This window comes from Sodalis sp. RH24 (genome assembly GCF_047324145.1).
Classification (GTDB): domain Bacteria; phylum Pseudomonadota; class Gammaproteobacteria; order Enterobacterales; family Enterobacteriaceae; genus Acerihabitans.
Genome location: NZ_CP178729.1, coordinates 801,175 through 816,067 on the forward strand (window position 1 = coordinate 801,175; position 14,893 = coordinate 816,067).

The following is a 14,893-nucleotide window of genomic DNA, read 5'->3' on the forward strand; positions in this document are numbered from 1 at the left end:
AACAGCCTCCGGTATGTTCAAGACAATGTTGCTGTTTATGGCCACCGCCGTGGCGGAAATTCTGGGGTGCTACCTGCCTTATCTGTGGGTTAAACAACAGGGCGGCATAGTGCTGCTGATACCGGCGGCGGCAAGCCTTATCGCTTTTGTCGCGCTGTTAATGCTGCATCCCGCCGCCAGCGGGCGCGTGTATGCCTCCTACGGCGGGATATATATATTGACCGCGCTGCTATGGCTTCGGTTCATCGACGGCGTAAAATTATCGCCGCAGGACTGGCTGGGCGCAGCGGTGATCTGCGCCGGAGTGATGATTATGCTGTCCGGATGGTCCAGAAATCCGTGATCATTCGCAGTACAACTCGCTTTTCGACCGCGTAAAACAGATGCCCTCACGATGATCAATCGCATTATTGTCGATAATCCAGGCAATATCATGACGGGCCTGAAGTGAAAAGTTGGTCGCAGGCGTGGAAAAATTCCCGGCAGCATAGCCGCCGTCCGGGTCTACGCTTAAGCTAAACTCACCAGGCAACTCTTGTTCATTACCCGCGAGCTCGCCGCTTAGTATGACAATACCTTCCTGCCGCGCTGCATTGCGAACTGTAGCCAGGTATGGATGGCCGTGCGTGGCCAACACAATGTTGAAAGTATCACCCACTTTTAAACTGCGGGCTGCCGGAAGATCAAAATAAACATAACGCCCTTTAGCCAGCATCGCTGGATCCATCGCCAGATCGAGGGATTGGAGCCGCCGCCTGTCGCCGGCAAACTCCCTGACTAAAAGTGAAGGCGGAGTGTTAAGCGTTGTAACGCCGGAGTCCACTGCAACTCCAGGCGCTATTTTTGCCGCTACTGTCGTCCCGGCTTTATCCAGGGCGGAAGCAGAAGGTAAAATGTCGATGCTTAATATAATCGAAAAAAATAACGCGCCCAGGAATGATAATATAATTTTCATAATATAACCTTATTCAATAAAAATTAGATACACGCTGAGATAAATTATTCATAGTCCTGACCGCATCTATCAGATTTGGCGTTCCCAATGGCAGTCCTAAATCATCGGTAAATCGTAGCGGTGTCGAAAAAAATGGGATGGCATTTCCACCCATTATGGTTCTTGCCAAAGAATTTCCCACGGCGAAAGGTGGGGTAGCATTAGTTACTCCTCCATGAAATACTCCCATATTGTGCCCGAACTCATGTCTCATAATAGTAAGGCGATTGCAAGATGACAGTAAATTCTCATAGCCAAACATCGCGTCCCTGTGCGCTTGGCCATTTAAAAAGGCTAAGCCGCATTGCGGCCCCCATATGCTAGTATAATATACCGCATCCGCCCTTAACTCCCGGCGCCAGGATTGTATTTGCGTGTTGACATTCAAAGAACTTAATATGGCGTCGGCATTATTCCAGTTGGCTGGTTCATTGAATTGCCGCATGCCGACCAGGCGCACTCGAAAGTTAGCGCCAGAGTTTTCCAATGCCTCATTGATAAGGTTAAATGATTCAATATTCCGGGTCCGCACTGCGGCGGCACCGATACGCGCTACCGCGGTTTGGCTATAAATAATCAACATGTCAATGGTTACTGTTTCTCGCTGCCATTGCCGATTATTGTCAGTAACAAAAGAAACCGTCTCGCCATCGTATATGGGAAAAGACCGATTGCCAGCGATAACATTGAAAGATAACGCTGCGCGGGTTTCAACGATCAAACGATACCCCGGTGCCTGATTGTTGGGTAAAGTTAGCCTTTGTTGATAATTGTCATTGCTGACCTGGATCCTTGCACGAGGCGACTGTAACGCTGGTATCACGCCGTTCGTCAGGCTTGAGGCCTGCAACGTCGGCAGGGGATCGGTAACAATTTGCCAGCGACGTCCGGACGGGTTTTCAGCTATATAACGGAAAGCATATTGCTGCCCGGTCGATGCATACACCGGGGCATTGAAATTCAAGTTGACATTGTCGATGCCCAGCCTGGGGGTGGAACCATTATGAACTCTGATCAAATCACGATTGTTGGCGCTTAGCGGCAACCTAATCAAAGGCAAAACTGTATTAGTATTGAAATTAACCCTCGTTAGAGGGGAAGTAGGTCGGGGTATGGTGTGACCATTATTGATTATCGTTTGTACCGATATATCCCTCGGCGGGGAACTGGTGATAACCCAGCGGTTAAGATCGGTCCGGAATATGAAAATATAATTATCATTTGTCAGTAATGTCGTTGTGCTGGCGAAAAGCTGTCTCTGCGGCATAATACGTGATTGCAGCGTTGCGCGGGATAGAATTGATACGCGATCATCGTTTAAAGGCTGTTGTGGCAAATGTATTTCTGCCGCCCAATTTCCATTTGCGGTATGGAAATTTATATTCCTGAATCCCGAAGGCAGTTGTCCATTGGGTACTTGGTTTGGCGATAAGGTTATTGCCGATGAAAAAAATGGAAACGCTAATAAAAAAAACAATAAATAATAGATGTTATTTTTTATTAAGCTCATAACTTTAATTATAGCGTTTAGAGAATAAAAATAGTTATTATAAAATTTCATGGTGGATTTCTCTAGAAAATAGATTTAGTATGTTTCGCTAGAGGTTTATCATAAAAAAAATAAAAATAATATAAATTCTTAACAAAAATCCAGGAACTGTTATGTTAAATACAAATGCCAAATTCTGTTATTCCGTTTCAAAAAAAATATCCTGGCTTGGCGTAGAAAGGGTTAGCGGAATAATAGGATTTTACCGGGGAATTGCGCCGCGGGCAGAGGCTGACCACCCGCGGGCAGGGGGAGATTACTCGTCGCGATGGACGCTAAGCCCGCCGAACGACTGGTTTACCGGCATCATTTCCAGCACATTGATATTCACATGGGCCGGCAGGGTGGTGACCCAATAGATCGCTTCGGCTATATCTTCGGGCATCAGCGGATCGGCGTTTTTATAGGTATTTTCCACCTTACTGTCGTCGCCCTTAAAACGCACCGCCGAAAATTCGGTGCCGCCCACCAGGCCCGGCTCGATATCCGTCACGCGCACCTTGGTACCCACCAGATCGGTACGCAGGTTAAGGCTGAACTGCCGGGTAAAAGCCTTGGTGGCGCCGTAGACGTTGCCGCCCGCATAAGGCCAGCGGCCGGCGGTCGAGCCGAGATTAACCACATGGCCGCGCCGCCGCTCCACCATGCCGGGCAACAGGGCGCGGGTCATATAAACCAATCCCTTATTGTTGGTATCGATCATGGTTTCCCAATCATCAAGATTGGCTTTATGCGCCGGTTCCATGCCCAATGCCAGGCCGGCGTTGTTGACCAGCACATCCACTTCGCGCCAGGCCGGGGGCAGGGAGGCAACGGCGCGGGTAATGCCTTCACGATCGCGCACGTCCAGGCGCAGGGGATAAAGGTTATCGCCCAGTTCGGCTTGCAATTGATCAAGTCGTTCCTGGCGGCGACCGGTGGCAATCACCTTATGTCCCTGCTTGAGGAATTTACGGGCGATGGTTTCGCCGAATCCGGCGGTGGCGCCGGTAATAAAGATAATCATGCAGCGGGTCCTTTTATTTCTGAATAATGACAGCATTATCAATTAGCCTGAGCCTGCGCCTCAGGGTTTGCGCAGGTAAGGCGCAATAAGCGAAAGGTCGGCCGGAGACAGCCGGTCGGAGGCGGTCTGCGCCTGGTGCCAGTAGGGATAAATCAGCGGCGGGCGGCTGACGTCGGACAGGCGGGAAATCTCATTGGCGTTCAGGACCAGATCCGCCGCGCGCAGGTTATCCTTTAACTGTTCCTCGGTACGCGCGCCGATAATAACGGAGGTGACGGCGGGGCGGCTGATAAGCCAGGCCAGGGCCACCTGGGCGGCGGAGACGTTCCTCTCTTCGGCGATTTCAACCAGGACGTCGATGATGTTATATAAGGCATCTTGATTATAGATAGGCGGTTCATTCCACTCTTCAAGATGGCGGGTGCTGCCTTCGGGCTGGCGGTCCCGGCGATATTTTCCGGATAGCAGTCCCCCGGCCAGCGGACTCCAGACCAACACGCCTAATCCTTGATCCTGGGTGATCGGCAACAATTCATACTCAGCCTCGCGACTTTGCAGGGAGTAATGGATTTGCTGGCTTACCGGGCGGATAAGGTTGAGTCGTTCGCAAACGCCCAGTGTTTTCATGATATGCCATCCCGAGAAATTGGAAATCCCCACGTAGCGCACCTTACCGCTGCTCACCAGGTGTTCCAGGGCATATAAGGTTTCTTCCAGCGGGGTCTGGCCGTCCCATTCATGCAGCTGATATAAATCGATATGGTCAGTATTTAACCGTTTTAAACTGGCTTCACAGGCGCGGATCAGGTGGTGACGCGATGACCCGCGATCGTTGGGTCCATTGCCCATGGGGAAACGGGCTTTGGAAGCAATCAGGACGCTGTCGCGCTTTTCCTTCAGCACTTCGCCCAAAATTTCTTCCGAAACCCCCTGGGAATACACATCGGCGGTATCAAACAGGTTGATGCCGGCGTCGATACAAAGGGCCAACTGGCGGCGCGCTTCCGCCACGCCGGTATCGCCCACTTTGGCAAATTTCCCTTTGCCGCCGAAGGTCATTGTGCCGAGACTCAATACCGATACTTTCAAGCCGGAACGGCCCAATAGACGATATTCCATAAGAATTCTCCTCGCAGTAGTACATGTCGGATATATCAAGCGCCCGCAATCGAGCCTACAGACCTAGAGCATAGACTAATGTCCTTGCCATCAACAGTCTGTTGTCTGGCAGCGTTGCCACATTCTGGTGCATAAGTATTGCGATTGTGCTTTCTGTTAACATTTATGGACGATTTATTATTTATTACCCCGGTCCGAAGCTGAAGAAATGATGATTATCCAGCCGTACAGAGTATAAGCAAACGGTTGTCATTTGAAGCAAACGTTTGCCTTTACCGTTCGCAGGCTTAATCAGTCGATATGCGTGCGGCCCGACGGTAAAATATTATTAACCAATTGATATATAGGTATATTCAATAAAAAGTCGCTGGGCAGATATTGGCACAAATATTGCCAGTATCTAGGTAACGACGCATTGCATTTTATCGTCCCTCGATGCGCATGGGTATACGGAACAGCATCCTTATACTTGGCATAATATCCGAGGGCCATTACCGAGGCCGCTGTCATGAGTAATATTACCGCTATTCGCAGCAGTTTTTTTGATTTTAGGGCAGGCGTATCGGCTCCGGAAGAACTGGAAGAATCCGCCCGTTTTATCGAGGACGGCCTGTTATTAATCGAGGACGGAACCATTATTTCCCTGCAGTCCTGGCCCGAGGGACGAGACCAGTTGCACCCCCGGCAGGAGATCATACATCTGGCGGATAATATTATCATGCCGGGTTTTATCGACACCCATATCCATTACCCGCAGACGGAAATGATCGGCGCCGACGGCGCTCAGTTACTGGACTGGCTGAACCATTATACGTTTCCCACCGAAAGCCAATACCATTGCCCGGACCGCTCCGCCGGCATGGCGGCGTTTTTTCTGGACCAGCTGTTGCGTAACGGCACCACCACGGCCATGGTCTACGGCACGGTTCACGTCCAGTCCGTCGACGCGTTGTTTGCCGCCGCCTTCGAACGCCGGATGCGCCTTATCGCCGGTAAAGTGATGATGGACCGCCACGCGCCGGACGCGCTGCTGGAAACCCCGGCACAAAGCGAAGAAGCCACCCGCGGGCTGATTAGGCGCTGGCACAATAAAGGACGGCTGGGTTATGCCCTGACGCCGCGTTTTGCGCCGACCTCGTCTCCCGAACTGCTAAGACTGGCGGGGCGGCTGCGGCGGGAGTTTCCCGACCTGTATCTGCAAACCCACCTGAGCGAGAATACGCGGGAGGTCGCCTGGGTCAAAGAACTGTTCCCCGAGCGCGCAAGCTATTTTGATGTCTACCGGCATTATGGCCTGGCGGGCCGTAAAAGCATATTCGCCCATTGCCTGCATCTGGAAGAGCAGGAATGGCGCGATCTGGCGCACTCACATTCCGCCATTGCGTTTTGTCCCACGTCTAACCTGTTTCTCGGCAGCGGGTTGTTTAACCTGCGAAAAACATGGGATTTGGGCATACCGCTGGGCATCGGCACCGATGTAGGGGCGGGCACCACCTTTAACCTGCTGCAAACCCTGGCGGAGGCCTATAAGATCGGCCAGCTGCAGGGCTACCATCTGTCGATCCACGAAGCCCTGTACCATGCCACCCTTGGCGCCGCCCAAGCCTTATCCCTGGACGGGGTATTGGGCAATTTCATGCCCGGCAAGGAGGCTGACTTCGTCGTGCTCGACCCGAGGGCGACGCCGTTGCAGCGATTGCGGCAAACCAACAGCAAGACGCTGCGGGAACGCTTGTTCCTGATGATGATACTCGGCGACGACCGCACTATTTTTCAAACCTGGATCCAGGGCGAACCGGTTTATCGGCGCGATGCGGATACGATAAAACAGGGGGCGGCATGATCCGTTTTTTACTTAACCAAACGTTGGTCAGCGAAACCGGCCTGGACGCCAACACCTCGGTATTAGACTATCTGCGCCGCCGCCAGGGGCGCATGGGCGCCAAGGAGGGCTGCGCGTCCGGCGACTGCGGCGCCTGCACTGTGGTTCTGGTACAGGCCGCCGGGGGCAAATTGCGCTATGACAGCATCAACGCCTGCATTACCCTTATCGGCGCGCTGCACGGTAAGCAATTGCTGACGGTGGAGGATTTATCCCATCAGGGACAATTGCATGGGGTGCAGCAGGCCATGGTGGATAACCACGCCTCGCAGTGCGGTTTTTGCACGCCGGGTATTGTTATGTCGCTGTTCGCCCTGCAAAAATCCGCCGCCGGGGACACCGATGACGCCATCACGCAGGCGCTGGGCGGTAATCTCTGCCGCTGCACCGGCTACCGTCCGATTATGGACGCCGCCCGGCAGATCTGCCGGGCAGTGGACGACCGCTTTTCCGATCAGGAAAACCAGACGCTGGCGCAGTTGGCCCAACTACAACAGCAGGACGATCAGTCTGTCTCCGCGCCGCTATCGGGGCCTGTCGACGGTGCCGGTGTCCCGGCCAGACCTGTCAGCTTGCGTCCCCGCACCCTGGCGCAGCTGGGCGCCACCTTTCTACGCCATCCCGACGCCAGACTGCTGGCCGGCGGCACCGATCTGGCGCTGGCGATTACCTTGCGCCGTGAGACGCTGCCGTTACTGATTGATATTAACCATATTCCCGAGCTGAAAATTTTATCCGCGACCGAAAAGCAGTTGGAAATCGGCGCCGCCGCCTCGCTCAGCGCCTGCGAACCGTTTTTAGCGCGGCATTTGCCGGAATTTCGCGCCGCGCTGACGCGCTTCGCCTCGCGGCAGGTGCGCAACCAGGCCACGCTCGGCGGCAACCTGGCCAACGCTTCGCCCGTGGGGGATGGGGCGCCGATGCTTCTGGCGCTGGACGCGCGTCTGGTACTACGCCGCGGCGGCGACGCCCGGGAGTTGCCGCTGGCGCAGTTTTTCCTCTCGTACCGCCATACCGCGCTGGCGGCGGGCGAATTTATCGAACGCATTATCGTACCAAGAGTGACGGCGTCACATAAATGTCAATTTTATAAGGTCGCCAAACGGCGTGAAGATGATATATCGGCAGTGTTTGCCGCCTTTTGCTGCGAAATCGAGGGAGGCGTCATCCGTTCGGCCCGTCTGGCCTACGGCGGCATGGCGGAGATACCCCGCCGGGCCACCGGCGCTGAGGGCGCATTGCTGGGCCAACCCTGGGAGCGAAAAACGGTCGAGCTCGCCTGTCTGCGACTTGCGGACGACTTTACCCCGTTAAGCGACCTGCGCGCCGGCGGCGCCTACCGGCTGCGCGTGGCGCAAAATTTACTGCGGCGGTTTTATCTGTCCGCCTCGTTGCCACGTCATCGCCTGGAGGTCGACCATTATGTCTGAGCAGGCAAAACGATTTTCCGCCGCGCAGCGCCAGCAGCGCTACCGCCAGCCGGCCACAGGCGGCGTAGGCCAGCCGCAGCCCCATGAAAGCGCGGCCAAACACGTCAGCGGCGATGCGATATATATTGACGATCGGCCTGAATTGCCACACCAGCTGCATCTGGCGCCGCGGTTAAGCGAACATGCCCACGCGCTGATTACCCGTGTTGATACGTCCCCCTGTTATCTGATGCCGGGCGTCGAGCGGGTTATGACCTGGCGGGATGTGCCCGGCGAGCTGGATATCGGCCCGGTGGTCGCGGGCGATCCGCTGCTGGCCAAAGATCGGGTTGACTATGCCGGCCAGGTGATCCTGGTGGTGGCGGCGCGGGACCCGGTCATAGCCCGGCGCGCGGCGGCGGCGGCCGTTATCGAATACCAGCCTTTGCCGGCGGTGCTGGACATCGAGGAGGCGCTGGAAAAAGCGCTTTATGTCGACGCGCCGCATTGCCATCGGCGCGGCGACCCGGACGCGGCGCTGGCCGCCGCGCCGCGTCGTCTCCAGGGCAGCCTGCGGATGGGCGGGCAAGAGCATTTTTATCTGGAATCCCAGGTGGCGTCGGTGATCCCGGGCGAGGATGGCGCCATGCAGGTTTTTTCATCGACCCAGCACCCGACCGAGGTACAGAAACTGGTGGCGTCGGTGCTGGGCGTGGATATGAAGGATATTACCGTCGATATGCGCAGGATGGGCGGCGGTTTTGGCGGTAAGGAGACTCAGGCGGCGGGTCCCGCCTGCTTATGCGCCCTGGCGGCCCGGCTCACGGGCAAACCGGCTAAAATGCGTCTGAGCCGCCGCGACGATATGCTGATGACAGGCAAACGCCACCCGTTCCTGGTACGCTACGACGTGGGTTTTAACGCGCGCGGGCATCTCCTCGGCCTGAAGCTGGAATTGGCGGCCAACTGCGGTTATTCGGCCGATTTATCTCCCTCCATCGTCGACCGCGCCATGTTCCATGCCGACAACGCCTATTATCTCGCCGATGTGCTGATAACCGGCTACCGCTGCCGGACCAATACCGCTTCCAATACCGCGTTCCGCGGCTTCGGCGGCCCACAGGGCATGCTGGCCATCGAGCATATTATTGAACATATCGCCCGCGAGACCGGTCTGGATCCGCTGTCGGTGCGACGGCTGAATTATTACGGCAAAACAACGCGCAATATCACTCATTACCAACAGCCGGTGGAAGATAATCTGCTCGACGAACTCACCGACGCCCTGGAAACCAGCGCCGGTTACCGGCAACGACGCCGGGAGATTATCGCCTATAACGCCGCCAGCCCGATATTAAAACGCGGGCTGGCGCTGACGCCGGTCAAGTTCGGTATCTCGTTTACCGCCGGTTTTCTTAACCAGGCGGGGGCCATGCTGCTGATGTATACCGACGGTACGCTGCAGCTCAATCACGGCGGTACGGAAATGGGGCAGGGCCTGCATACCAAAGTCATACAGGTCGTGGCGCAGGTGCTGGGCGTCAATCCCGCGAAGATCAGGATTACCGCCACCGATACCGGTAAAATTCCCAACACGTCGCCCACCGCCGCGTCTTCGGGGGCCGATTTGAACGGCAAAGCCGCCCAGTCCGCCGCCGAAACGCTGAAACAGCGCCTGGTGACGATGTTATGCCGGGTCCATCACGCCGAACCGGAGCAAATTAATTTTCGCAACGGCATGGTCGACGTTGCGGGCCGGATCTTTACCCTGGGCGAAGTCGCCGAGCTGGCTCATCTCCAGCAGGTATCGCTGGCAAGCCAGGGCTATTACGCCACGCCGTCCCTTTATTATGATCGCCAGCAAGCCGCCGGCCGGCCATTTTACTATTTTGCCTACGGCGTGGCCTGTTCCGAAGTGGTGGTGGATACCTTAACCGGCGAGTACCGGTTATTGCGCGCCGATATCCTGCATGACGTAGGCGATTCGCTTAATCCGGCCATCGATATCGGCCAGGTGGAGGGGGGATTTATCCAGGGTATGGGCTGGCTGACCAGCGAGGAACTGATCTGGGACGCGCGGGGCCGCCTGCTGACCGACGGCCCGGCCACCTATAAAATTCCCACTATCGGCGATACCCCGGCGCAGCTGAACGTACATTTGCTGCAAAACCGCGCCAATCCCAAGCAGACGGTATTCCATTCCAAAGCGGTGGGCGAGCCGCCGTTTATGCTGGCCATTTCAGTATGGTGCGCCATCCGGGACGCGGTGGCCAGTCTGGCCGATTATCGCCGTCTGCCCGATATCGATGCCCCGGCCACGCCGGAGCGGGTCCTGGCGGCCGTGGATGCGCTGCTGGCCCCGACATTAGGTGACAATGTCACTAAAAGTGCTATTAACCCCGCCCCGGCAGCATCGGCCCAAACGATGCTGGCCGGCGGTCAAACGCCTGCGCGCCAGGGAAAGGAATCTCCCTATGACTGATAATTGGATCTCAGCGCTGGCGCAACTGCAGGCGGAAGGCACCCCGGCCGTATTGGTCACGATTATTGATGAACAGGGCTCGACGCCACGCGACAGCGGCACCAAAATGGTGGTGACCAGCAGCCGGCAATTTTGCACGGTCGGCGGCGGTCATTTGGAATTTCAATGCACGCGGATAGCCAGGGAACTGCTGGGCGAGCCTCGCCCGGCCTGCCGCACGGAGCGTTTTTCCCTTGGCGCGCGCCTGGGGCAATGCTGCGGCGGCATGACATCAGTGCTATTCGAACCGGTGATTATGGCGCGGCCTCATATCGCGGTATTCGGCGCCGGGCACGTAGGCAAGGCGCTGGTCAGGATCCTGGCGGAGCTGCCCTGTGATATCAGTTGGGTGGACAGCCGTGCCGACCAGTTTCCACCGGCATGCGATCAACGCGTCAAGGTGATTATCGACGATCCGCTCGATGCCCTGGACGCCATGCCGGCCGACAGCTATTTTATCGTGATGACCCACGATCATCAGCTTGATTTTATGCTGGTTGAGCAGGTACTTAAACGCGGCGGCCATCGGTATTGCGGGCTTATTGGGTCTATCACCAAACGCCGGCGCTTTCTTTATCGCCTTGGCGAGCGCGGCATGGGTGCCGAGGCATTGGCGCAACTGCGCTGTCCCATCGGTTTGGAGACGGTGAAAGGAAAAATGCCGGCGGAAATCGCGGTGTCGATAGCGGGCGAGGTGATTGGTTGCTATAACCGGCAGGCAAATAGCAGCGGCGAAATATCATGATATATAAGGCGGCGGGATGGCACCCGCCGTCCTCTCACGCCAGCGTACGCACGGCTCCAAAACAGGGCCGGCCGAGCCGGCCCTGAGCTGACGGCGCGCCGCGCCGCTTAGAAATTCACTTTCACGCCTAACGTACCGGTGGTGTCGTGGTATCCCTTGCCGCCGACTTGCTGGCCGATGCTGCCCCATAGCGCCAGATGCTCATTAATTTGTCCCTCATTACCCATTTTAATCTCGCCGATATCCCTGGCGCCCTCCTGGGAGTAGGCATCCTTACCCAGGCAAACGCCGAAGTCGTGGGTATTATGGATCCAGTTTGTTTCGACATAGGGCTGGAACATGCGCTGCCTGCCTTCATCCATGCTGGCATAACCGCGCATATACAGCCGTGCGCCCAGGCGGGTCTGGATATTATCATGGCCCAGCATGGTGATGCGTTCGCCGTTCGGGTCTTTCTGATCCCGTGCGCCGACGCCCATCCAGGCGACCTGTATTTGCGGTTGTAAATAGGTGTCAAAGGCGGCAGCGGAGAACAGTCGCCAGCTATGACCGGCTTCTACTGTGCCGACAAATCCAGCGGAACGGTAGGTTGCCGTATCGGCGGATTTATTTGCCGACGATCCGTTTTTAACATGATTGCCGAACCAGTTATAGTTTAGCGAGCCATCAAGATAGGGGCCTTCGTGATTGCCGTCGTTGCGATACCAGGTACCGTATATACCGGCGCCATATCCCTCAAGTCCGCCTTGGGCGCTTTTACCGTTAATGGCATGGCTATGGCTGCGGCTTTTACCCGCGCCGAGCATCACGCCGAAATGCAGTCCGTCGATACCGTCGCGGCTGCCGCTAACGATTTCCCCGCCCAATTGCACCTTTTGGGTATTGGTGCTGGCAGATAACGCGCCGTCGCGCATACGCGCCCCGGTTTGACCGCCGGCGATACGCAGCCAGAAAGAAGATTGACCTGCGCCATCGGCGCCGTTAAAGGCGGACGGGAATTCCGTGGCGCCGACCCGATCGTGCATGCGGGTCGCAAACAGGGTATTGGCGGTTGCCATATTGGCGGCATAGATACCCGCCGCCGGCTGCAAACTGCTGCGGGCCAGCAAGCCATTGCCCGCATCAACCCCCTGATTGTCCTGATTACTATTGAACAAGGCTAAGAGTCCATCATCAACCAAATCATCATCGGGCGGCGCGGTAGCATCAAGGTTTTCATCGAGCGACTCTGGAGAGTCCATTTCTTCAGTGAATAAGAGAACGAGGCCGTAATCCTCCTCCTCATCATCGTCACGGACACCGGAGTCCGCATTTTTATCAATCGGCTTGGACGCGTCCGTTTGTTCATTGAACAAGGCCACGAGGCCGAAATCCTCCTCCTCATCGTCGCCGCCGGCAGCGGAGTCCGCGTTTTTATCAAGCGGCTTAGACACGTCCGTTTGTTCATTGAACAAGGCCGCGAGGCCGAAATCCTCCTCCTCATCATCACCACGGACTGCGGAGTCCGCATTTTTATCAAGCGGCTTGGACGCGTCCGTTTGTTCATTGAACAAGGCAGCGAGGCCGAAATCCTCCTCCTCATCGCCGCCGCCGGCAACGGCGTGCGCATTTTGCACAGGCGGCCGAGAAGCGTCGCTTTGTTCGTTGAACAAGGCAGCGAGGCCGAAATCCTCCTCCTCCTTATCGCCGCGGGTAGAGTCTGCATTTGTATCAAGCGGCTGGGACGCAGCTCTTTGTTCATCAAACCGAGCAGCGGAACCGTTATCCATCCCATCATCATCGCCGCAGCCATGGGCGGGATAATCCCGCTCGTAGTCATTCTCTTCAAAGCCCTCGCCATGTAAATATTTATCGAACCTGCCAAGTTGGCTGTAGGGGGCTATGTTTGCATCTTGCGGCACGGTATTGGCAGTATTGTTAATCAGACCTTTGAAATTTTTACCCTCGCTCAGGTCTGCTTTTATGTGTGTGAGCGTATAAACGAGCGCATTAGCGTTATTCCCATCCCTTTCAGGCACGGGTCCCAAGTCACCGTAAATTTTATCAATCGCGTCATTTATAGAGGCATTGCTTTGAGTCCAGTCGTGATCATAACTGCCAACAAGGTCACTCGTACTGCTTATTATATTAAACTGGACCTTGGGGTATGGTGGTTTTTCTATTCGGTCTGGGAGAACAGTCCGATCCGTTGGTTTCGGCTGAATGGTCATGTTATTATTTTTATGCTGGAAAGTACGCGGCGGCTTAGCAGGCCCGCTTCTGTAATGGTTCGCCGTGTTATCCTGCGCATCTGCGGCAGGTATCTTTTTTTGCAGATGGATTTGATCAGAAGATGGTTTATTTACCCCATCCTTTTTTTCGGCAATGAATGCCACAAGCCGGTTATTTTCTTTTCTTACTTTGGCTTCATTTTCGCTTGAGGCGGGTGTATTTAGAAACATGAAGGCATCTTCAGAAACATTGCCATTTAACTTAATAGAGGCTATATTTTCTGGATTACTATTCAAAATATTACCTTTTACAAAAATATTGCTTTTATTTGGAGCGTTGCCTCTAATCTCCAATTGAATATTATCAGGATTATCATTTTTTTTATTTACCCTCAGAACAATGATCCCGTTATCTCTTGAGATATAATCGCCATCAATGGTAAGCGTGGTGTGCGGAAGGCTTTGACCAGGGGTAATTCCCTTCTCTGCATGTAAAGGTTTTTTGCTGAAGAAATCACCAATACTATTGAACTTGCTCGGCTTTTTAGTTTCAGGATCAACTGAAAGGGTACCTTCGTTGATGACATTTGATTGTATTATGCCATTGCCCTGGATTGTGGCGTTTTTGGAAGCACAGATCTCTTTTGCGAAAATTTGCGGAGAATTTTGCAGCAGCAGCGTTGAGTTGTCTACCATAATCGCTTCAATGTTGAGATTTTCCGGTATGCCTTCTTTAATGACAAACTCCCCCCCGCCTCTAAAAAACACGACGGTTTTTAAATCATTGGGTCTGCCTTTAGTCAACATTTTTTTATCGACTTTCTTGGTTTCCCCCTTTTTGCTATACAAATCCACAATATGGTACGTACTGTCGTTTCCCGAGTTGTAACCTAATGATCTTATATCAAAACTATGGATTTTCGATGAATCTGAATTTGGATTTTCAAATGTACTTTTAGAAGGTTTTATTTTTATGATATTCGAAAATGGCTTTATATTAGTACTGGCAGTGGGCGGAGAACCGTGTAAATCACTTTCATTGACTTTGCTCTCACTATCACTGGCACTATAAGCCTGCGTTATGCCACCGACTACCGTCAGGATGCCGATAAAGGTCTTTCTTGTTTTTTTCATGATCGCCTATTTATTTAGATTTTATTTAAAAATTACTCAAAAATACTATCGATAAGTTTATTGATTGTTACCCATAGCGAGGTGAGATAACGGGAAGCTATTCTAGCCAGACAAAAAACAAATACAGCTTAAAATAAACTATTGTTTAGGGAAGGTTTTACCTTCATTACGGCGGCCGTTGTTTTTTAACCTTTTTGATTAACAATTGACATATTAACCAAAGCAATAATAATCCAAACAGTAATTATTTTGTGCGCGTTTACTTTTCAATGCGATTTATGGCCCTGATTGCAGGATCAGGCAATAACGCAAGAATAATCGTCT

The 14,893-nt window shown here is 54.0% G+C and carries 10 protein-coding genes; 5 read left to right on the plus strand and 5 right to left on the minus strand.

Features of this window, described 5'->3' with window-relative positions:
• The first annotated feature begins 13 nt into the window (after window positions 1-13).
• The gene (locus tag ACL2XG_RS03595) at window positions 14-343 is read left to right on the plus strand and encodes a YnfA family protein (RefSeq protein ID WP_410015070.1); all 330 of its coding nucleotides are present in this window, start codon (window positions 14-16) and stop codon (window positions 341-343) included.
• On the opposite strand, the gene ACL2XG_RS03600 is transcribed toward ACL2XG_RS03595, so the two are convergent.
• The 4 genes from ACL2XG_RS03600 to ACL2XG_RS03615 form a co-directional block, all read right to left on the minus strand.
• Window positions 344-955, minus strand: a complete 612-nt coding sequence (locus ACL2XG_RS03600; protein ID WP_413722874.1) for a hypothetical protein — start codon at window positions 953-955, stop codon at window positions 344-346.
• A gap of 13 nt (window positions 956-968) precedes the next feature.
• A complete protein-coding gene (locus ACL2XG_RS03605; protein WP_413722873.1) occupies window positions 969-2,555 on the minus strand; it encodes a M12 family metallo-peptidase in 1,587 nt (528 codons plus the stop codon).
• A 244-nt stretch (window positions 2,556-2,799) separates the two neighbouring features.
• The gene (ydfG, locus tag ACL2XG_RS03610) at window positions 2,800-3,549 is read right to left on the minus strand and encodes a bifunctional NADP-dependent 3-hydroxy acid dehydrogenase/3-hydroxypropionate dehydrogenase YdfG (RefSeq protein ID WP_410015073.1); all 750 of its coding nucleotides are present in this window, start codon (window positions 3,547-3,549) and stop codon (window positions 2,800-2,802) included.
• A 60-nt stretch (window positions 3,550-3,609) separates the two neighbouring features.
• Window positions 3,610-4,668: an aldo/keto reductase gene (locus tag ACL2XG_RS03615; RefSeq protein WP_410015074.1), complete on the minus strand. Its 1,059-nt coding sequence runs from the start codon at window positions 4,666-4,668 to the stop codon at window positions 3,610-3,612.
• A 508-nt stretch (window positions 4,669-5,176) separates the two neighbouring features.
• On the opposite strand from ACL2XG_RS03615, the gene guaD reads away from it, so the two are divergent.
• From guaD to xdhC, 4 genes are read left to right on the plus strand one after another with little or no spacing between them, the layout of a single operon-like run.
• Window positions 5,177-6,511 carry a guanine deaminase gene (gene guaD / locus ACL2XG_RS03620; protein WP_410015075.1) on the plus strand — a complete coding sequence of 445 codons (1,335 nt, stop codon included), beginning with the start codon at window positions 5,177-5,179 and terminating at the stop codon, window positions 6,509-6,511.
• Window positions 6,508-7,980: a xanthine dehydrogenase small subunit gene (gene xdhA / locus ACL2XG_RS03625; RefSeq protein ID WP_413722872.1), complete on the plus strand. Its 1,473-nt coding sequence runs from the start codon at window positions 6,508-6,510 to the stop codon at window positions 7,978-7,980. Before guaD ends, xdhA begins: the two co-directional genes overlap by 4 nt.
• Window positions 7,973-10,441, plus strand: coding sequence for a xanthine dehydrogenase molybdopterin binding subunit (xdhB, locus tag ACL2XG_RS03630; RefSeq protein ID WP_413722871.1), 2,469 nt, complete (start codon window positions 7,973-7,975; stop codon window positions 10,439-10,441). Before xdhA ends, xdhB begins: the two co-directional genes overlap by 8 nt.
• A complete protein-coding gene (gene xdhC, locus ACL2XG_RS03635; protein ID WP_413722870.1) occupies window positions 10,434-11,225 on the plus strand; it encodes a xanthine dehydrogenase accessory protein XdhC in 792 nt (263 codons plus the stop codon). Before xdhB ends, xdhC begins: the two co-directional genes overlap by 8 nt.
• 107 nt (window positions 11,226-11,332) lie before the next feature.
• On the opposite strand, the gene ACL2XG_RS03640 is transcribed toward xdhC, so the two are convergent.
• Complete coding sequence (locus ACL2XG_RS03640; RefSeq protein ID WP_413722869.1) at window positions 11,333-14,569, minus strand: autotransporter outer membrane beta-barrel domain-containing protein; 3,237 nt, start codon at window positions 14,567-14,569, stop codon at window positions 11,333-11,335.
• Between the last annotated feature and the right edge of the window lie 324 nt (window positions 14,570-14,893).

Coding starts and splice junctions, on each gene's coding strand:
- ACL2XG_RS03595 (WP_410015070.1), top strand. CDS start 14: ATGTTCAAGACAATGTTGCTGTTTATGGCCACCGCCGTGGCGGAAATT.
- ACL2XG_RS03600 (WP_413722874.1), bottom strand. CDS start 955: ATGAAAATTATATTATCATTCCTGGGCGCGTTATTTTTTTCGATTATA.
- ACL2XG_RS03605 (WP_413722873.1), bottom strand. CDS start 2,555: ATGAAATTTTATAATAACTATTTTTATTCTCTAAACGCTATAATTAAA.
- ydfG (WP_410015073.1), bottom strand. CDS start 3,549: ATGATTATCTTTATTACCGGCGCCACCGCCGGATTCGGCGAAACCATC.
- ACL2XG_RS03615 (WP_410015074.1), bottom strand. CDS start 4,668: ATGGAATATCGTCTATTGGGCCGTTCCGGCTTGAAAGTATCGGTATTG.
- guaD (WP_410015075.1), top strand. CDS start 5,177: ATGAGTAATATTACCGCTATTCGCAGCAGTTTTTTTGATTTTAGGGCA.
- xdhA (WP_413722872.1), top strand. CDS start 6,508: ATGATCCGTTTTTTACTTAACCAAACGTTGGTCAGCGAAACCGGCCTG.
- xdhB (WP_413722871.1), top strand. CDS start 7,973: ATGTCTGAGCAGGCAAAACGATTTTCCGCCGCGCAGCGCCAGCAGCGC.
- xdhC (WP_413722870.1), top strand. CDS start 10,434: ATGACTGATAATTGGATCTCAGCGCTGGCGCAACTGCAGGCGGAAGGC.
- ACL2XG_RS03640 (WP_413722869.1), bottom strand. CDS start 14,569: ATGAAAAAAACAAGAAAGACCTTTATCGGCATCCTGACGGTAGTCGGT.